This window comes from Nonomuraea sp. NPDC054003, from assembly GCF_055585125.1.
In genome coordinates, this window is record NZ_JBVJKR010000006.1 from 254,385 (window position 1) to 273,783 (window position 19,399).

General features: G+C 73.2%; 10 protein-coding genes. 4 read left to right on the forward strand and 6 right to left on the reverse strand.

Going from position 1 to position 19,399, the window contains the following annotated elements; genetic code table 11:
• Window positions 1-21 precede the first annotated feature (21 nt).
• From ACZ6YG_RS17720 to ACZ6YG_RS17745, 6 genes are all read right to left on the reverse strand, one after another.
• Complete coding sequence (locus tag ACZ6YG_RS17720) at window positions 22-9,528, reverse strand: WXG100-like domain-containing protein (protein WP_466018587.1); 9,507 nt, start codon at window positions 9,526-9,528, stop codon at window positions 22-24.
• A 10-nt stretch (window positions 9,529-9,538) separates the two neighbouring features.
• Entirely contained in the window at window positions 9,539-9,880 is a 342-nt protein-coding gene (locus ACZ6YG_RS17725; protein ID WP_397198763.1) for a hypothetical protein, read from the reverse strand.
• Window positions 9,877-10,275 (reverse strand): YbaB/EbfC family nucleoid-associated protein, encoded by a 399-nt coding sequence (locus ACZ6YG_RS17730; protein WP_261808343.1) that lies wholly within the window; start codon window positions 10,273-10,275, stop codon window positions 9,877-9,879. The genes ACZ6YG_RS17725 and ACZ6YG_RS17730 overlap by 4 nt, the downstream gene beginning before the upstream one ends.
• 90 nt (window positions 10,276-10,365) lie before the next feature.
• A complete protein-coding gene (locus ACZ6YG_RS17735) occupies window positions 10,366-10,785 on the reverse strand; it encodes a hypothetical protein (protein ID WP_466018588.1) in 420 nt (139 codons plus the stop codon).
• Window positions 10,782-11,669: an SseB family protein gene (locus ACZ6YG_RS17740; RefSeq protein ID WP_148029604.1), complete on the reverse strand. Its 888-nt coding sequence runs from the start codon at window positions 11,667-11,669 to the stop codon at window positions 10,782-10,784. Before ACZ6YG_RS17740 ends, ACZ6YG_RS17735 begins: the two co-directional genes overlap by 4 nt.
• Window positions 11,670-11,700: 31 nt before the next feature.
• Complete coding sequence (locus ACZ6YG_RS17745; protein ID WP_466018589.1) at window positions 11,701-12,552, reverse strand: alpha/beta fold hydrolase; 852 nt, start codon at window positions 12,550-12,552, stop codon at window positions 11,701-11,703.
• A gap of 112 nt (window positions 12,553-12,664) precedes the next feature.
• On the opposite strand from ACZ6YG_RS17745, the gene ACZ6YG_RS17750 reads away from it, so the two are divergent.
• The 4 genes from ACZ6YG_RS17750 to ACZ6YG_RS17765 are packed head-to-tail and all read left to right on the forward strand — an operon-like array spanning window position 12,665 to window position 19,351.
• Window positions 12,665-14,440: an ATP-binding protein gene (locus ACZ6YG_RS17750; protein ID WP_466018590.1), complete on the forward strand. Its 1,776-nt coding sequence runs from the start codon at window positions 12,665-12,667 to the stop codon at window positions 14,438-14,440.
• A gap of 11 nt (window positions 14,441-14,451) precedes the next feature.
• Window positions 14,452-15,591, forward strand: a complete 1,140-nt coding sequence (locus ACZ6YG_RS17755) for an exonuclease SbcCD subunit D (protein WP_397198759.1) — start codon at window positions 14,452-14,454, stop codon at window positions 15,589-15,591.
• On the forward strand, window positions 15,591-18,410 hold the full coding sequence (locus tag ACZ6YG_RS17760; RefSeq protein ID WP_466018591.1) for an AAA family ATPase: 2,820 nt from the start codon (window positions 15,591-15,593) through the stop codon (window positions 18,408-18,410). Before ACZ6YG_RS17755 ends, ACZ6YG_RS17760 begins: the two co-directional genes overlap by 1 nt.
• Window positions 18,407-19,351, forward strand: coding sequence for a hypothetical protein (locus ACZ6YG_RS17765; RefSeq protein ID WP_148029608.1), 945 nt, complete (start codon window positions 18,407-18,409; stop codon window positions 19,349-19,351). Before ACZ6YG_RS17760 ends, ACZ6YG_RS17765 begins: the two co-directional genes overlap by 4 nt.
• Window positions 19,352-19,399: the final 48 nt, after the last annotated feature.

A 19,399-nucleotide genomic window follows, 5' to 3' on the forward strand; every position in this document is an offset into this window, starting at 1 on the left:
GCCGGAACTCCGGCGTCCGGCTCATGCCCGGACCGTGCCGGCCGTCACCTGCTCCGGAGCGATGACGGTATCGCCGGGCACGTCCGGCTGGGTTCCTCCGCCGCGGCCGCACGTGCACGGCTCGCCGTCCGGGCACTGGCACGCCTGGTCCGGCGGGAGCCAGCCGGTGGTGTTGGCGAGCGTGCGCAAGCGCTGCAGGTGGGCGGGCCAGTCGCGGGGCCGGTCGCCCGCCGCGAGCGTCGCCAGCTCGGCCGCCACCGGTTCCGGTACCAGCCGCAGCACCTCCGGGTGGGCGTTGACCAGGTCGAACAGCACGCCCAACCGGCCGGGCCGCTGCGCCGTGGTGGCCGCCCGCACCTGCCGTACGGCCTCGTAGAGCTCCGCCAGGGCCGCCTGGTCCGCTGCCGCCTGCCCTCTGGCCCGCGCGATCGCCTGCGCGGTCGCCGCGGCGGCGGCGCGCTCGTTCGCCCCGATCGTGAGCCGCGCGTCCACCTGGAACGTGAGCGCCCCCTGCTCGGGCGCGCGGCGCTGCTCGGGCACGGCGGACCCCGGAGGATGGATCTCGACGGGGATGGGCGGGCGGCCGGGGAGGACGATGTCCAGGCGGCCGGGCGCGCGGACGTGGACCCGGGCGTCCATGGCGGCCGCGGCGCGCTGGACGGCGGCGACCGCGGCCGTCTCCGGGAGCGACAGCCGATGCGCCGCCGCGAGGGCGGGGTCCGCCGCCGGGCCGCCGCTGAGCAGCCTGGCGATCCGGTTCTGCTCGGGCGCGGCGTCGCGCGGGCCCGTGCCCCAGGGCGGCGGGGGCGGCGTGTGGCCCCGGCGTTCGAGGTCGTCCGCGATGGCGTCGATCGCGTCGGCCAGCCGCCCGCGGACGGCCGGGTCGGTGGCCGCGTGCCACCGGCGCGCCAGGTGGACGTGCTCGTCCAGGCGGGGGAGCAGGCACAGGTCGTCGCCCTCGCGGTCCGGCGACGACGGCCTGACCACGCCCTGCGGCGTGCCGGCCGCGGCCGCGGTGACGGCCTGCGCGACGTGTGAGAGCTCGTGCACCATGATCGACGACACCACGTCCGGGTGCGTCCGCTGCCATAGGCGCATCACGTGCGGGTCCTCCGGCGTGCCCGCGCGTACCTCGGTGGAGCCGTTGAGCCCCGCGCCCGGGTCCTCGATCACCACCCGGACGTGCTGGTCGGGCGCGGCGGGGAACTGGACGGTCAGCCGGTCGCCGGCCGTCCAGGACAGGTACGCGGCGGCGCCGCCCAGGTCGTGCACGGTGAGGTCCTGCCCGCGCGCCTCCTCCAGGGTGAGGTCGGGCGTCCCGTCGGGCCGGGCCGCCCGGTCGAAGACCGTGCCCTCGATCGCGGGGGAGGGCGAGGCGCCGCCGGCCCAGCCCTGGGCGACGCTGCCGCCCACGGGGGACTGCGGCTTGCGGACGTCGGCGGGCCAGATCGGCTTCGAGGCCTCCGCCATGAAGAAGCCCCGCTCGTTCAACGCGGCCCTGACCTGCTGGACGAACGGGGCGCGCAGCCGCGAGGTCAGGAACGCCTGGTGCAGCTGGAGGCCGGCCTGGTCGGCGGCGTCCAGCAGGGCGGGAGGCAGGGTGGCGAACGCGGCGGCGAACTCGGCCTTGTCCGGGGTCATGCTGTGCACCGAACCGTCGGGGGCGGCCACGTGATCGTGCATGGTGCCCTGCTCGCGGATCCTCACGCGAACCGGAACGCCCCGGTCGCGGGCGGCGAGACGCGCGGCCTGCAGTACCTGGATCAGCCCACGGCGGGAGTCATCCGGAACGAATCGCTGCGACTTGGTGTCCGGATCGAATGCGGGAGCGAGCCGTACGTTCGACTCCATCCGGTGGATGAGCTCCTCCAGTTCCTCCCCGGTGAGGACCACGTCCACCAGGCCGTTCGCGGCGCTCGGCATGTGGACGGGCTTGCCGGTGGTGTCCTGCTCCTGGCCCGGAGCCCGCTTGGCCCGTTCGAACGTGAGGTCGAAGTCCACCCTGAACCGGACGATGTACAGGGCGCCCTTCTCGAAGCTGCTGCGCTCGCGCCGGGCGCCGTGATGGTCGCTCACGGTCTCGGACACCTGCTCGCCGCCGCGCATGCCGCCGTTCAGGCCGGAATCCTCGTTGCTCCCGTTGACGTTGGCGCCGACGGGCATGACCCGGCTGCGGGACATGGAGACGTTGTGGGACTCGGCCTGCCTGTTGACCTGGCCCTTCTCCCCGTCGAACGGTCCGGCGACGATGGTGAGGTCCGAGGTGCGGGCGTGGACGGTGACCTGTGCGGCCTTGTTCCGGGCGTGGCTGCCGGGAATCTCTATCACGTCACCGACCTGCCCGGACATCCGCTCGAAGGCGGGCAGCAGGGCCGATCGCGCCAGGCGGTTGACCAGATACGACCGTTGTGCCCGGACGGTCTTGGCGCCCACCATCTTCGACAGCTGCTTGGTGATCACTTCGAACAGGTCGGGCTTGGCCGGATCCTCCCAGATCGCCGCCGGGACCATCCCGGCCCGCAGCTCCGCCTGCCGGGGGTCGGGCGCGGTGGAGATCGGCCCCGGGTCCCGGTCAGCGGACATGATCATGCCGGTCGGGACCCGCCGCACCAGCGACGCGTCGAGCACGACCGCAGGGCCGAAGTCCGGCTCGTCACCCACCCGGTGCCGAGAGACCTGGACGACGGCGATCATGTCGTCCTGGCGGACCCGGTTGTTCCCGAAGAACAGGCCGATCCGGTTCAGGCGGGTGTTCTGCGTGTTGACGGAGTGCGTGTAAGTATGGCCCCGGTCCGTCGCGAGGCCGGCGCCGTCGCCCTGGCCGTCGTCGCTGCCGTTGTAATTCAGGCCCGCGGCGTAGGAGACCGTCCGGGACCGCGAGAAGGTGCGGTCGATGTAGGCGTAGAGCTGCTTGATGATCCCCGAGAGTTTCGAGTGCGTGAGAGCTTTGGCCCTCCGCGAATCCGCGGGATCCATGGGGATCAGCCGGTACTTGACCGTCAGCTCCTCCGGCGGCTTCGACGGATCGTCGGCCCGCAGGGCGTAACTCCGCTCGAAGCCGCGGCGGGACCACGCGTCGTCGAGGTGGATCCTGATGGAGTTCTCGGAGAAGTCGGTGTCCAGATCCTGCTCGTTCTGGATACGGTCCCCCGCCTCGGGCTCCTGAGCCAGGATGGCGGCCTCCACCGCTTCGCGAGACGAGATCACCGTGCCCTGCTCGTCGGTCAGAGTGATCGACTCCACCAGTGACATGCCCGTCGCCATGTCGAACGACGGCGCCAGCACGACGTCGCGGGAGCGTTCGATGAGGTCGATCGCCTCGCTCAGCACATTCTGGAGCTGCTGCTCCTTGTCGGCGTTCGGGGAGTTCGGGTTCTCCCCGAGCCCGGTCAGCTCGTTGATCGTGTCGAGCAGCGCCGTCGGCGTGTGCCGGTCGGCGTAGCCGACGTCCTCCCCGGCGCTCCGCGCGCGGGCGACGTCCAGCAGATACTTCTGCACCAGAGGTACGGCCACGTCGGCGTCCAGCGGCAGGCTGCCGTTGCGCAGGCGCTCGATGGCGTCGCTCACCAGCCGGGGCGGCAGGTCGAGCTTGCCTTCCATGTAGAGGACCAGCGCGTCGTACTCGGAGATCGTGAACAGCCCGGTGCCCTGGGCCGGGGCGGCGTTCGTGCGCAGCGTGACGTCGGCGCCCGGCAGCCCGGGCGCCGCGGTCTCCGAACCGGTGAGCGTGAGATCCACCGGCGCCTGGATGACGTACTGGCGGCCGAACTCGATGAGGAGTTCCTCCGTGCCCCAGATGTTGGTGAATGCGGTCGACTCGGAGGTGCCGCTGGAGCGGCCGGGCGCGGTCGACCCGCTGTCGCTGCTCTTCCCGCCGTCGTCGACGTCGCCGACCTTCGACGAGCTGCCGGTGGTGTGGCCGGACGTCCCGCCCCAGGACACGCCGGCGCTGCCGAGCCCGAAGAGGATGTCGCCGTACACCTGGTCGACCATGCCCACGACCGTGGCCTGGCCCATTTCGCCCGAGACCGACAGCGACGACCGCGACGGCATGCCCTGGCCGCGGACGATGAGGTCGGAGACGATCGGCCCGTTCAGGAACTTGGCGTGCGAGACGAGATGGCGCACGTTCAGCAGCGAGAAGATCTTGTGGAACGCCGGGGAGTCCTCGCGCGTCCCCCGGGGCAGCACCTCGCGCGCCGCGCGCCACACATCGGGCACGTCCAGGTGGAGCAGCCTCATCTTGGCCCGCGCCTCCGGGGACACGTTGCCGAGCGTCGCGGGCGGCGTCTCGGTGTCCGGCGGCATGAGATCGGCCGAGAACAGCAGCTTGGCCGAGGTGCGGTCGGACGTCAGCGTGGTCGTCTCGCCGCCGTGCAGGAGCTCGGCCTTCAGGTCGCCCGCCTGCTGGAAGATCCCGAGAGGGCCCTTGCTCTCGTAGAGAAGCACCTCGTTGTTCGTGCCGCCGACGCTGAGCCCGTGCGCGAGCGTCCTCGCGAAGTCGTATCCGGCGCCGAACTCGTTCAACATGCCGTTCTGCCCCTCCGGGGGGCCGTCGCTCAGGCCGAAGGAGGCGCCGACGCCCCAGTTCCTCACCAGGGAGAGGGCCCGGGCCACGGTGTCGGAGCTGATCTCGAGATTGACCACCGTCTCGGACTCCGTGTGCCCGATGTACGTGGTTCCCCGGTCGAAGTCCTGCTCCAGGGAGATCTTCAGCGAGAAATGCTCGGGCGCTCTGTTGACGCCCTGCTTCACCAGGTCGAAGACGATGCCGTCCTGCGCGAGCGAGTCGTACGCGCCCCTGATCCGGCTGTCGGACAGCTGCTTGGTGACCTCCTGCAGGTTGAGGATCTGGGCGTCGCGCGCGAGCTTGCCGGAGGCGTACTTCGGCTTGCCGTCGACGATCTTCGGGATGAGTCCTTTCTCCGCGAGCTGGTCCATGACCTTCTGCCGGAACCGGTCCAGCCCGTCGATCTCCTGGACGAGGGCGGGCCCCGCGCCGCGCATCTTCCCGGGGCCGTGGCCGATGAAGCGGGGCAGCTCGGGCTTCCGGCCGGGAGGCGGGTCCTGGTTCGGGTCGCCCCGCAGCACCGGGTTCCCGTTCGCGTCGGTGACCGGCCGGCCGTTCCGGAGCACCAGCGCCGCCTGGTCGACCGGCAGGCCGTACCGGTAGGCGGCCGACTCCCGCATGCTCGCGGTCACCTTGCCGCGCATCGGGTCCAGCGTGACCGGGTCCTCACCGTACTTCTCCACGGTGAACGTGGTCTCCACCATGAGCCGGTAGCCCTGCTTCGGGCTGATCTTCCTGTGCACGCTCGGATGGATCGCCTGCCTGTTGGCCGTCGACGAGGACGACCGCGACCCGCCCACGGAGCCCTTGGCCTTCGGGCCGAGGTTCGGGCTGTAGTCACCGGGCCCGTCGAGGTCCTCCAGCCCTTCGTGGCCGATCGAGGCCGAGACCTCTCCGCCGATCGACCTGCTGGCGGTCGCGCCGCCGGACGTGGCGACGAAGTCGACGAGGACCTCTTCCTCCCACTCCTCGGCCGTGGAGCCGCCGAGCACCTCGCTCTCCACCAGGATGATCTTGCTCTCCGCGCGCACCCGTGCGTGCGGCCGCCCGTCGACGGTGAAGACGCGCTCGATCCCCCCGTTGACCGCGTCCCGCAACCGGTGGGGCAGCTCGGCGGTGACGAAGCCGTGCAGGCTCGCGCGGGTGTCCTCACCGATCTTGGCGTAGTCGCCGCCGAGTTCCTCCGCGATCTTGTCGAACATGTCCTCTAGGCCGGGCATGTCGCTGACCACGAGGTTGGGGGCCTTCGGGTCGCGCAGGCTCTCGTCGATCCGGGTCAGCCTTCTCGGCGGCTGGTCGGTGTAGGAGTGCGAGACCCACAGGCGCTGGGCGGCGGGGTCCCCGGGGGCGCCGGACGTCACCTCGGTGGCTTCCCGCCAGCCGCGCTCCCGCGCCGTGCGGATCTCGACGGTCCACTTGGCCTCGGCGTCGAAGAGCAGGGACTCGCTCCGGTTGTCCGCGACGGAACCCCACTGCGCGTACATGCCGGCGCCGCCGGTCGAGGACTGGCTGTGCCCGCCGGAGCTGCCGAGGGCGATGCCCAGCAGCTGGAGCGCCGACGCCAGATCGCCTTCCGGCAGGGCCTTCGCCAGGCTCTTGGTGTTGAACCCGGCGGAGCCGCCGACGCTGGCCGTCTGCGTTGCGGAGACCGTCCGGGCAGCCTGGAAGAACAGGCCCACCATCATCTCCGACGCCTTGACGCCGGGGTCGAGCACCTCGACCAGGTCGGCGAGGGTGAGCTTGATCCTGAGCTCCGCCGCCGTGCCGCCCCGGCCCACGCGCAGCACCAGGCCGTCGGGGGAGACTATCCGGTGGAAGTCCGCCCGTACGGCGCGTTCCAGCTCGTCGGGGGTGAACCGGTGCCGCGCCCCGTTGCGGGCCAGCATGTCGTTGACCGTGTCGGTCAGGGCGTTCAGGTGGGCGAGGGTGCCCGCCGGCATCGCGGTGGACAGGGAGGCCGGCTGCGGCAGCGCCCTGGCCAGGGCGTCGAGGTAGCGCTGGTGCCGTGTCAGCACCGCGCCCTCGAGCCGCCTGGTGCGCCTGGACACGCTCGGCACCCCGTGCTGGTTGGGCCGGAGCGGCTGCTGCCGCGCCGCCAGGAGCCGCGCGTACGTCTGCTCGGCCTGCTCGGCCCGGCTCAGCGCCCGCTCGTACGCTTTGGCGACCCGGAGGTGCCGGCGCTGCGTGGCCCGGTGGTTCCTGCTCTCCTTGCGTGCCTGCCGGGCGCGCTCGAACCGGCCCGAATCGTGCTGCCGCAGCGCCTTCCGGGCGTCCGCGGTGGCCTTGAGCGCCGCCTCGCGTGCCTCGGCGGCGCTGGTCTCCTTCGCCGTGATCTGGAGCTGGAGCTCCTGCTTGGCCTTGGCCAGCGTGGTGATGAGCTCTCGGACGTCGTCGTCGGAAAGGCGTCCCTGCGGTAACGGCGGCGCGTGCCGCTTCCGGGTGGCCTGCGTGGGCGCCCACGGCCGGGCGGGCGGGGTCTGGCCGTGTTTCCGCAGCTCCTGGGCCACGCCCTCGATGTCGATGGCGAGCAGTCGCTGCTCCTGCGCCGTCGGGGCGTTGTGCCACTTGTCGGACAGCAGCGCCATCTCGTTGAGGCGGGCGGTCACGCAGTGGTCGCGGCGGGCCTCGGCCTTGCGGCGCCGCAGGAAGCCCTTGCGGCCGTCTGACCGCAGCTTCTGCAGGGTGTCGGTGATCTCGTGCAGCCAGACCCTGGAGAGCTGGTCGTTCGTGACGTTCGGGTTGAAGCGGACCTCGTGCGGGTTGCTCTTGCTCGACTGCTTCCTGACCACGGTCTCGGCCATCAGGCCGTCGCTCGACAGGCGGCCGATGACCGGGCGGAAGTACTGGGTGCCGTCCGTGGTGGTGTGCACCGCCAGTGTGCTGCCGTCCTGCGACCAGGTGAAGCCCGTCACGGTGCCGTCGCGGAAGTACTGGGTGGCCAGCTCCTGGGTCGCCGCCCGCACGTCGTCGAGCGTCATGTCGGGGCCCTGTCGGCCGCTGGGCACGTACCGGGTGTCCTTGACCGGCCGCGACGTGACCGTGCCCGGCTTGCTCTGGTACACGCCCGCGCCGTTGGAGGTAGTGCCCTGCTCGGGGCCGGTGGCGGGAGCGGTCCCGGTGGCCGGGGACGTCGGGGCGGCGGCGGCGCCGGTCTGCGTGGTGCCGCCGTCCGGCGCCTGAGCCGTCGTCGTGGCGCCGTCCGAAGGATCCTGAACGGTCCGCCCGTCGGTGCCGGTGTCCTGGGACGGTTGCCCGTCCGAATCGGTCGTCGGGGAGGGCGTGCCGGTGTCTTGGGACGGCTGGTCGGTCGTGCGGGCGTTCTGGGACGGCTGCTCCGCCGTACTCGTGTCCTGGGACGGTTGCCCGGTCGAATCGGTCGGGGACGGCGTGTCGGTGTCTTGGGACGGCTGGTCCGTCGTGCGGGTGTCGGGGGACGACTGGGCGGTGTCGGTGTCTTGGGACGGCTGGTCCGTCGTGCGGGTGGTGCGCGCGGAAGGTTCGGACGTGTCCGGGGACGGCTGGTCGGTGTCCTGGTCGGGGCGCGCGGGACGGTCGGGCTGCTCGGGCCGGTCGTCGGGGTTCGAAGGGGCGGAGGCGCGCCGGTTCGTGGTCGTGTCGGTGTCCGGCAGGGTGGCCGTGGACGTGGTGGACCGGGTCGTCCCGCCCTGGCCCGGCGCGGTGCTCGTCCGCGCGGACCCGGGGTCGCCCCCGCGCACGGGCGCCTGCCCGGCGGGCTGGTTGTCGGAGGAGGGCCCGTTGTTCGACGGATTGCCACCGGTCGTGGGCCCGGCGGGCGGGTCGCCGCCCATGCGGGCGGCGTCGGTGCGCGCGGCGGAGTCGTACGCGGAGGCGAGCGTGGACACCGGGTTGGCCAGCGCGGAGTAGACGTCGGGATTGAACGGGCTGATCGACCCCGCACGACCGGCGCCGCCGAGGAACCCGCCCATCATGGACTCGGCCGTGAACGGGTTCTGCCACTGCCCGTAGACGGCGCCGTTGGCGAAGAAACTGCCGACCGGAGAGGCGATCATGTTCGTCGCGCCGGTGGTCAGCGCGCGCCCCGCGAAGCCCGGCACCGAGCCGGTCACCCGGGACACCGGCCCGGACAGCCGGGTGCCGATGACCGCGCCCGCACCCGCGCCGATGACCGCGGCCTGGGACTTCTTCCAGTCCCACTCCTGCCGGGTGCCCATCCGGATCTGCTGGTACTGGGCGACGGCGTCGATGAAGAACTCCTCGCCGATCTCCTCGACGAGTTCCCGGCCGAGCGAGGTGGCCAGCAGCCTGGCGATGACGCCCCGGCCGGTGGCGCCGCTGAGCGTGGTCACCCTGGCCAGCCGGGACGCGGTCAGCGACCTGCCGCCCACGGTGGCCAGCCTGACGAGGATGCGGCTGATGGCCGCGCGGGCCGCCGCCGCGTACGGCCCGATGATGGCGGTGGTGGACCCGGCGCTGAAGAACGCGGCGACGAGGGCGATGGCGATGGCCACGACCGTCACCCAGAAGGCGACGTTGATGGAGAGCTTGGAGTACTGGGTCTCGACGGCGAAGTTGTTGGCCTGCTGCCCGTACGCGTGCGCGTTCGCCGACACCCCGGCGAGCCCGCCCTCGTTGCCGTACAGGACCTGGGCCCTGGAGACGAACTCCGCGGTGGAGGGCGAGTTCCAGCCGGTGGCGACCGTGCGGGCGGCGGTGCCCGCGTCCTGCGTGCTGCCGACGGCGGTCGTGCCGAGGTCACCGTACGCGTGAGCCAGCTTCGACAGCCCGCTCTCGCTGGCCTCCGGCCACTTCTGACCGGCCGACAGCATGGGGATCAGCCAGTTGACCACCCAGTCGGGCAGTGCCTCGGTCTCCCACACGGGCTGGACGTCGCTGTTGATGGTGACCAGGGCCGACACGCTCGGCTGCCCACCGCCGCCCGGTGCGGTGGGATTGGTCGGGCCGCCGTTGACCGCCACGCCGGAGCTCTCAGACCTGCCGCATCATCGCGGAGAGATCCTCTTCCATGGCGGTGCTCACCTGCAGGGTGTTGCCGACGGCGGCGCGCACCCTGCCCGGCTCGCCGGAGATCTCCTGGCACAGCTGCGCGCACTGGTCGAGCAGGAGGTTCGGGCCGTTGCCCTGGAAGTGGGCGTTCCAGAACGCCACGCCCTCGGCGCCGGTGCCCCACGGCGCGGCGGCGAGGGCCGCCTTGACCTTGGCGACCCGGTCCGACAGTTTCTCGTCGAGGTCACCGGCCATCGTGTCCCACTGGGTCAGCCCGCGGTCCACGGTCGGTTTGATGATCTCCGTACCGTCCCAGAGTCTCACGTCCGGCCCTCCATCCGGTCGGCGAGCCGGTTCATGGCGGCTTCGAGGTCACCGTCGAGGTGCGCCTCGAACTCCGCGCGGGGGATCACCGGCTCGAAGATCTCGGTGACGCGTTCCCTGGCCCTGGCCACCGCCCGCCGCGTCGTCTCGGTGATCGTGTCGGCCAGGTGCCGCGCGTCGGGACGCCGGTAGATGCGCGGGTCGAGGTCGAGCCTGACCAGCTCCCCGCGCGCCCCGACCGTCACCGACACCAGGCCGTCGCGCGACTTCTCGGTGACCTGGACCTCTCGCGCCTTCGCGTGCAACTCCAGGCTCGCGTCCTGGATCTGGCGGAACATGTCGCGCAGTTCGTCGGCGTACGCGCGCATCGCCGCCACGTCAGGGAGGGACTCCACGGACACCTCCCCCATCCCCGGCGAATCTGATCACACACCCGTATTACTGATCAGTTTCCGTCACATGAACATCAGAAGGCAAGAGGTGCATCAAAGTGGTGAATCTTCCCCATTGAGTGGTACGGCGTGCTCCTGCGGATCGTTCACCTCTTCACGGGGCACCCAGAGGCGGTACACGCCGCGCTCGATCCGTTCCAGCCCCAGCTCCCGCGCGGTGAGCGCGGACCCGCCCAGATACTCGAGCAGCAGCAGCCCGTCACGCTCGTCGCGCACGTCGAACCGCTCGCCCCGCCAGTGGCACACCGTCGTCACGAAGTCCAGGGCCTCGCACTCCGCCACGGGCACCGTGCGCACGTGACAGCCGGGCTCGACCTCCTCGAAGCCGTCCGCCGGATCGGGGCTGCGCAGCCGCACCCACAGTTCCAGGGGGTGCGGCTCGGGGCTGGCCACATAGTCGGCGCCCCGCCAGCGGGCACGGTAGTGAGCACCGTAATAAGCAGGGCTTGTCACGTCCGCGCCCCGATCAGCAGCCATCGCCGCAGGTCGCCGTGGTAAAGAGCGCGCCGGTGCTCGGTCCCGGCCTCGGTGAGCTCCCAGATCTCCGCGCCGTGCGGCAGGATCACCCCGTACACCTTGTACTCGCGGATGACCTGGTCCACGTTCGGCGCCAGGCCCAGCCCGGTGAACGGCGGCTCCTCGACCACCCATCCGGCCACCGCGGCCCTGCGCTCCTCGTCGGTCCCGCCGTACGGGGTGCGGTAGAGGCCGAGGCCGGCGGGGCGCCAGCGCAGGATGTTGAGCGAGCCGTCGGAGGTCAGCATGTCGGGCTGCCCCAGGGCTTCGGCGAGCACCGCGGGCGTCGCGATGTGCGAGACGTCCAGCGCGTGGTGGCAGTATCCGGAGATCCTCGGCTCGCCTCCGGTGAGCAGGTCGTGCACGCCGCCGGGGGAGAGCAGCTTCTGCACCGCCGGGACCCCGGAACCGGGGGCGATCAGGAGGTCCTGGGCCAGCGTGGGCACCGCCAGCCTGGCCAGCGTGCCCGACTCCAGCAGGAAGGAGGCGGGCAGCCCCGGATTGACCGCCAGGCCCCACCGCGGGTCGGGCCAGCCGGCCGCCAGCTCGACCGGCGACGCGATCCGGCAGTGCGCGGCCACGCCGCCGGTGGCCAGCCGCATCGCCGCCACCGAGGTGAACGCCAGCACCCACGTCCGTTCGGCGTCCGCGGCCGTCGCCCAGGCCGGAGCCTCGGTCCCGGCCGCCGCGCCGGCGGTGATCGGCAGCGCCAGGTCGGCGTCGCGGAGCAGGCTCAGGCACAGGGCCGTCTGCCCGTCCTGATGAGCGGCCCACAGCCGCTCCTCGAACGGCGTGGCCGGTTGATGATCGATCGACGTCACTCTGCCCAGTCTGCCCGGTCCGTCGGCCCCCCTATGCGGACAGGACCCGGCGGAGCGTGGCGGCGAAGCCGTCGGGGTCGCCCGCCATGCCGAACTGGCCGTCCAGGAATCCGCCGTGGTGGCTGGGGAAGACCACGGGCTCCGTGCCGAGCCGCGCGGCGACCGCCACGCCCGCGCGGTGCGCCAGTTCCCCTTCCGACTCGGCGCCGACGCCGATGACGATCCGGGTCGGCGCCGCGCGCAGCGCCTCGAAGTCGTGCTCGTAATGCGTGCAGGTCATGAGATTCTGGGCGAACATCGGGTCGTCGCGGGAGCCGTCGTCCTCCGCCGGGAACCCGAGCTCCTCCGGCTTCTGCACGGGCAGGTCGGCGAAGCCGGCGGGAACCTCGCCCCGCAGGCTGGAGACCGCGATGAACTTCGCCATCGCCGCGCCGAAACCGTCGCGATCGTACGTCCGGCAGATGTCCACCACCGAGGCCAGCGCCCGCTCCCGGTCCGGCAGGGCCTGCGCGGCCGGCGGCTCGTGCGCCACGAGCGTGCGCACCCGCTCGGGGTGCCGGGCCACCAGCGCCAGCGCGTTCACGGCGCCCCCGCTGCTGGCGAAGACGTCCACGGGCCCGCCGCCGAGCGCGCCGATCAGCCGGTGCACGTCGTCGGCGTGCTGCTCGGGCGTCGACTCGCCGTCGCCGTCGCGCTCGCTGCGCCCGATCCCGCGCGGGTCGTAGGTCACCACCGTACGGTCCCGGAACCGCCCGGCCAGGGCGGTGAACCCGGTGGCGTCCATCGGCGATCCGATCATCAGCAGGATCGGCGCGTCGTCCGTCTCGGCCTGGTGCACGTCGTAGGCGAGAGTCGCGCCGGGCACCTCAAGGGTGTGGGTCATGTCGTCGCTTCCTTCCCAGTCATCCTGGAATGTAGACCCACGAGAGGCGGCGAAGTCATCGGTCGCGTGCTCCTTGACGGGGGACTTCTGTCACCCCGGCCCATTACCCTGCATGGAGGCGTTGATGGGGGTGGAGGGCTTCGTGACGGTCAACGGGATGGCGAGCGTCGATGTGGCCTCCGTGGCCGCGGGGGCGGTCGGCCGGGTGCTGGGCACGCAGGCCGCCTCGCCGCTGTCGTTCTGGATCGGGCTGGAGCCGGGCAAGGTGGTGCAGCTCGACGACGTGGTGGTGACCAAGCGCGAGGTGCCCGGCCACGGGCCGCTGGTGATGGCCGGCGTGGTGACGGCCGTGGAGGCGCGTCACGAAGGCGCGGCGTACGACTCCGACGTGTTCCTGATCGCCGAAGGGGCGCTGCCCGCGGCGGTGGTCGAGGTGGCCGAGGTGCGGGTCACCCGGGTCGAGCCCGAGGTGTTCGTGCCGCCGCTGCCCGGGGCCACGGTCTATCTCGCCGGGGCGGGCGACCGCGACCAGGCGCTCTACTTCGACGTGATGGAGCGCCGGGTGCCGCTCGGCGTGGGCCGCGACGGGCAGCCGCTCTACGTCAACTTCGACTTCCTCGACGGCACCCGCGGCGCCCACGTGTCGATCTCCGGCGTCTCCGGCGTCGCCACCAAGACCTCGTTCGCCACCTTCCTGCTCTACTCGATCTTCAACTCGGGGGTGCTGGGCGGCGAGGCGGCCAACACCAAGGCGCTGATCTTCTCGGTCAAGGGCGAGGACCTGCTCTTCCTCGACCAGGACAACGTCCGCCTCGACGAGCCGGCCAAGGCCGTCTACGGCCGGCTCGGGCTGCCGGCCAAGCCGTTCGGCAGCGTCCACGTGTTCGCGCCGCCCCGGCCCGGCGACCCCAACGGCGTCCCGCACGTCTCGGCCCGCACCCACGGCGTCAGCTCCTTCTACTGGACGCTCGTCGAGTTCTGCCAGGACGAGCTGCTGCGCTTCGCGTTCGCCGACGCCGACGACGAGCGGGCCGGCTACTCGCTGCTGGTCGGCCAGGTGGCGGCCCGGCTCAAGGCGTGGGCGGAGCCGGTCGGCGACGGCGGCGCCGTGATGATCCAGGGCACCTCCTGCCGCACCTTCTCCGACCTGGTCGAGCTGCTGTCCGACCAGCTCCAGGACGAGGGCAGCCGCCCTCAGTGGACCGGCGCGCAGACCCCGCTCGGCACCGTCAACGCCTTCCTGCGCCGGCTCAGGAGCGCCGTCCGCGCGCTGTCGCCGATCATCCGCGGCGACCTGCCGTTCTACCGCAACCACTCGGTCAGCACCTCCAGCGCCCAGGTGACGATCGTCGACCTGCACAACCTGCCCGAGCGGGCGCAGCGGTTCGTGGTCGGCGTAGTGCTGCGCGGCGAGTTCCACCGCAAGGAGTCCTCGGGCACCGCCAAGCCGCTGCTGTTCGTGGTGCTCGACGAGCTCAACAAGTACGCGCCGCGCGAAGGCGACTCGCCGATCAAGGAGATCCTGCTCGACGTGGCCGAGCGCGGGCGCAGCCTCGGCGTGATCCTCATCGGCGCCCAGCAGACCGCCTCCGAGGTGGAGCGCCGCATCGTCGCCAACAGCGCCGTGCGCGTCGCGGGCCGGCTCGACACCGCCGAGGCCGCCAGGTCCGAGTACGGCTGGCTGCCCCCGGCCGTCCGCGACCGGGCCACCATCGCCAGGCCCGGCACCATGTTCGTGGCCCAGCCCGAGATCCCGGTGCCGCTGGTCGTCGCCTTCCCGTTCCCCGCCTGGGCCACCCGCCCGTCCGAGGCGCTCGCCCCCGCCGAGGCGTCGGCCGATCCGTTCCAGGGGCTGCCCGGCGTCGAAGACGACATCCCGCCCTTCTGAGAGGTCGACTCGTGAAGATCCTGCACACCGCCGACTGGCACGTGGGCAAGGTGCTCAAGGGGCGCTCCCGCCTCGACGAGCACCGCGAGGTGCTGCGCGAGCTGGTCGCCACCGCCCGCGAGCGGGACGTCGACCTGGTGATCGTGGCCGGCGACCTGTTCGACACCTCCGCGCCCACCACCGAGGCCCAGCAGCTCGTGCTGCCGGCGCTGATGGCGCTGCGCGAGGGCGGCCGCGACGTCGTGGTGCTGGCGGGCAACCACGACAACCCGCAGCTGTTCGAGGTCTACCGGCCGCTGCTCGGCAAGCTGGGCCTGCACGTGGTGGGCGCGTTCCGCCGCCCCGACCAGGGCGGCACGCTCTCCTTCACCGCCCGCACCGGCGAGCCGGTCCGGCTCGCCGTGCTGCCCTTCCTGTCACACCGCTACGTGGTGCGCGCCGCTGAGGTGCTGGCCGGCACCGCCGCCGAGCACAACCGCGACTACGCCGCCCGCATCGCCGAGCTGATCGCCGCGCTCACCGCGGGTTTCGAGAACGACACGGTCAACCTGATCACCACCCACGGCACGCTCCCCGGCGGCCGGTTCGGCGGTGGCGAACGGGAGGCCCAGTCGATCTTCTCGTACTACTTCGAGCCCACCGCCTTCCCGCCGTCCACCCAGTACGCCGCGCTCGGCCACCTGCACCGCCGCCAGCAGCTGCCCGGCCCGTGCCCCATCTGGTACAGCGGCTCGCCCATCGCGGTCGACTTCGGCGAGGAGGGCAACCTGCCCGGCGCCCTGCTGGTGGACGTCGCGCCCGGCCGGCCCGCCGTCGTGGAGGAGGTCGTGTTCCGCTCGCCGCGCAGGCTGCGCACCGTGCGCGGCACGCTCGACCGGCTGGAGTCCCTGGAGCAGGGCGACGACTGGCTCCGGGTGGTCGTCGAGGAGAAACCCCGCGTCGGCCTCGCCGACCAGGTGCGCGAACTGCTGCCGGGCGCGATCGACGTGACGCTGGACGAGCGCTTCCGCCCCGTCGCCGCCGTACGGGAGTCGCGCTCGCCCGCCCGCAGCCCGCGCGAGCTGTTCCGCGAATACCTGACCGCGACCGGCCGCGCCGACGAACAGGTGGCCACGCTCTTCGACCGGCTGTACGACGAGGTGACCGGCTGATGCGCCCGCTGCTGCTGCGACTCGACCACTTCGGCAGCTTCCGCGACCCGGTGGACGTCGACTTCTCCGACGTCGACTACTTCGCGCTGACCGGGCCGACCGGGGCCGGCAAGAGCACGATCATCGACGCGCTCTGCTTCGCGCTCTACGGCACCGTCCCGCGCTGGGGCAGGGAGAACGTCATCGCCCACGCGCTGGCCCCGTCCGTCGCGGCGGGGAAGGTGGCGCTGCTGTTCGAGAGCGACGGCCGCCGCTACGGGGTGGTCCGCGCGCTCGTCCGCGACGGCAAGGGCACGGTCCGCACCAAAGAGGCGCGCATCGACGAGCTGGCCGGCGGGGTGCCGCTGGGCGAGGCGTGGGAGGCCGTGGTCAGGCCGCTCGCCGAGGGCGAGCACGTCACGGCCGAGGTGCAGCGGGTGACCGGGCTCGAATACCGCTTCTTCACCCAGTGCGTCGTGCTGCCGCAGGGGCGCTTCGCCGAGTTCCTGCACGCCGCGCCGCGCGAGCGGCAGGACCTGCTGGTGCAGCTGCTCGACGCCGACGTGTACGAGGCGATCAGGCAGCGGGCGGTGCGCGAGGAGGAGACGGCCAGGACCTCCGCCTCCCTGGCCCGCGACGAGCTCGGCAAGCTGTCGGGGGCGACGGCCGAGCTGGAGGAGCAGCTGGACGGGCGGCTCTCCGCGCTGCGGCGGCTGGCCGCGACCCTCGACGCCGACCTCGACCTGTTGCGTGCCCGCGAGTCCGAGATCCGCCGCGCCACCCGCGAACGCGCCGCCGTGGCCGAGCGGCAGGCGGCCCTGGCCGCGCCGCGCATGCCCGACGGGGTGGCGACGCTCTCGTCGGCCCGGCGGGCCGCCGCGGAGGCGGTGACGTCCCTCCTCGACGAGGTCGCCACGCTGGAGGCAGACGAGCACGAGGCGGACGAGGCGCTGGCCGCGCTGGGCGGCCGGGAGCGCCCCCAGGCCGCGCTGACCGCGCTCGACTCCCGCGACCGGCTCACCACCCAGATGGAGTCGGCCCGTGCCCAGGCCCGTTCCGCGGCGGACTCCCTTGAGTCGCTGAGGTCCGCGCTCCAGGAAGCCGAAAGCGCCATGGCCGAGGCCGATCGGCGCCGCGACCGGCTGCGCGACGCCCACGCCGCCGCCGACCTGGCCTCCCGCCTCACCCCCGGCGACCCCTGCCCCGTCTGCCTCCGCCCCACCCCTGGAGAGAACACACCCCCGCAGCCGACCGCCCCGATGGGCTCCGCCGCCTCGGGAACCCCCGCCGCGACCACCGCCGGCGCGGAAGATCCCCGTACGGGGAGCCACGCCGATGCGGAGAGCCGCGCGGGTGCGGAGAGCCGCGCGGGTGCGGAGAGCCGCGCCGGTGCCGGGGGCCACGCCGGTGCCGGGGGCCACGCCGGTGCCGGGGGCCACGCCGATGCGGGGGGCCACGCCGATGCGGGGGGCCACACCGGTGCGGGGAGCCACACCGGTGCGGGGAGCCACACCGGTGCGGGGAGCCACGCCGGTGCCGGGGGCCACGCCGGTGCGGGGAGCCACGCGGGTGCGGAGAGCCGCGCGGGTGCGGCTGTGCATGCCCATGCGGGAGCCGGGGCGTCCCGGGTGGTGGTGCGGGCGCCTGGGGCCGCGGAGATCAGGGCGGCGGAGGGGGCGCTGGCCGCCGCGCGGAAGGAGGCCGAGCGGGCGCGGACCGCGTACGCGAAGGGTGAGACGTCGGCGGGGATGTACGCCACCCAGGTGACCAGGCTGGAGGCGGAGCTGGCCGCGCTGCCACCGGCCGTGGACCGGGCGGCGGTCGAGGGCAGGCTGGCCGCGATCGCCAAGGCGGAGGCGGTGGCCGCCGAGGCCCGCACCGCCGTCAGGGCCGCCCGCTCCCGGCTGCGGCAGGCGCAGACGGAGGCGGAGCGGGCCGACCGGCGGGCCGCCGACGCGTGGCGGACGCTGGAGACGGCCCGCGACCGGCTGCTCGCGCTCGGCTCGCACGACGACCCGCCGCCCCCGCTGGCCCGCGACGACCTGCACCGCGCCTGGACCGACCTGCTGGCCTGGCGCGACGAAGCCGCCCGCGCCGCCACCGCCGCGCTGGCCGAGCGCGACGAGGAGCTCGCCGCCGCCACCGCCGGCCTCTCCCGCGAACGCGCCAGGCTCGCCGAGCGCCTGCGGGAGCACGAGGTCCCGCTGCCCGGCGAAGGCACCCCCGAGCAGCTCGGCGCGGCCGTCGCCGGGGAGGTGGCCCGCGTCGAGTCCCGGCTGGAGCGGGTCAGGGAGGCCCGCGAACGCGCCGCCGAACTGGCCGAGGAGCTCGCCGCGAAGGAGCACGCCGCCAAGGTCGCGCACGAGCTGGCGCTGCGGCTGCGCGCCAACGCCTTCGAGCGCTGGCTGTGCGCCGAGGCCCTCGCCGTGCTCGTCACCACCGCCTCCGGCCTGCTGCGTGAGCTGTCCGACGGCCAGTACGAGCTCGCGCTGAGCGACCGTACCGAGATCGAGGTCATCGACCACGCCGAGGCCGGGATGCGGCGCAGCGCCCGCACGCTGTCCGGCGGCGAGACCTTCCAGGCGGCCCTCGCGCTGGCGCTGGCGCTGTCCGACGCGGTCGCGCGCGGCCTCGACTCGATCTTCCTCGACGAGGGGTTCGGCACGCTCGACCCGGCCACCCTCGACACGGTCGCCACCACCCTCGAACGGCTCGCCGCCGGGCAGGAGCGCATGGTCGGCGTCGTCACCCACGTCCCCGCGCTGGCCGAACGGGTGCCGGTGCGGTTCGAGGTCCGCCGCGACACCAAGGGCTCGCACGTGCGGAAGGTGGGGCCGTGACGGCGTTCTCCGTCGATCCCTGGGACCCCGGTTACGCGGCGGCGCTGGCCGCCGAGGCGTTCTCCGAGCTGGGCGCCACGAGCGCCGAACTGGTGCTCGACATCGAGCGGCCGTCCGGCGACTGGAAGCCCGTCACCCCCGGCCCCGACGCCCGAGCCCCCGAGACGCTGCTGGTCGCCGACGGGGTGCGCCGGATCGACGCCCGGGTGTGGGTGGACGACCCCGACACGGCCATGCCGGTGCCGGGGATCGCGGCCTCGTACGCCGCCGGGATCGTCCGGTGCGGTCCCGACGGCGCCGACCTGGCGGACATCGAGGTGCACCGCGCGCTCATCAGCGCCTCCCCGTACACGCCCGAGGTGAAGACCGCGCACGCCACCTACCGCCCCGGCAGGGCGGCCGACTCGACGGCGGAGGAGCTGTCGCTGGCGCTGCAGCGGCAGGTCACCCAGCTGGAGGTGGAGCTGTCGGTCCGTCACCGCGGGATGGCCGACGACCTGCTGCTGGTCGACGGGCCGCTGCGCGGGCGCGGACATCTGCCGCGCACGATCGGCTACATCAAGACCCACCACATCGCCTACCTGCCGCCCGCCCAGTCGGCGGTGGTGGCCTCGCTGGCGCCGGGCCAGCGCACGCCGGTGTTCCTCATGGGCACGAGCTGGCGGCGGCACGCCTGGTACGTGCGGCTGCCCGTGCACGCGGTCACCCCGTGGGCGGGCATCGTGCGCTGCGAGGCGAGCGCCGAGCTGGACCCCGCGGAGGCGGCGGCGCTGGCCGACGCGGTGACGCTGGCCCTGCCGCCGCTGGCCGGCGTCGACTACAAGGATCCGCGCGCCCCGCAGAACCTGGTGCCGATCGGCGGCCTGGAGAAGCTCCTGCGCCACCACCTGGGCGACTCCCGGCTGCTCTACCGGGCGCTGCGCACGGCCGCACGTAGTTGATCTTGGCGGAAATCGTCACTTTCCTGTCCTTGCCGCCATGACGGGCGG

Bases quoted from the DNA above. Each gene is read 5' to 3' on its own strand.
- ACZ6YG_RS17745 (WP_466018589.1), bottom strand. From the start codon at position 12,552: ATGACCCACACCCTTGAGGTGCCCGGCGCGACTCTCGCCTACGACGTG.
- ACZ6YG_RS17750 (WP_466018590.1), top strand. From the start codon at position 12,665: ATGGAGGCGTTGATGGGGGTGGAGGGCTTCGTGACGGTCAACGGGATG.
- ACZ6YG_RS17760 (WP_466018591.1), top strand. From the start codon at position 15,591: ATGCGCCCGCTGCTGCTGCGACTCGACCACTTCGGCAGCTTCCGCGAC.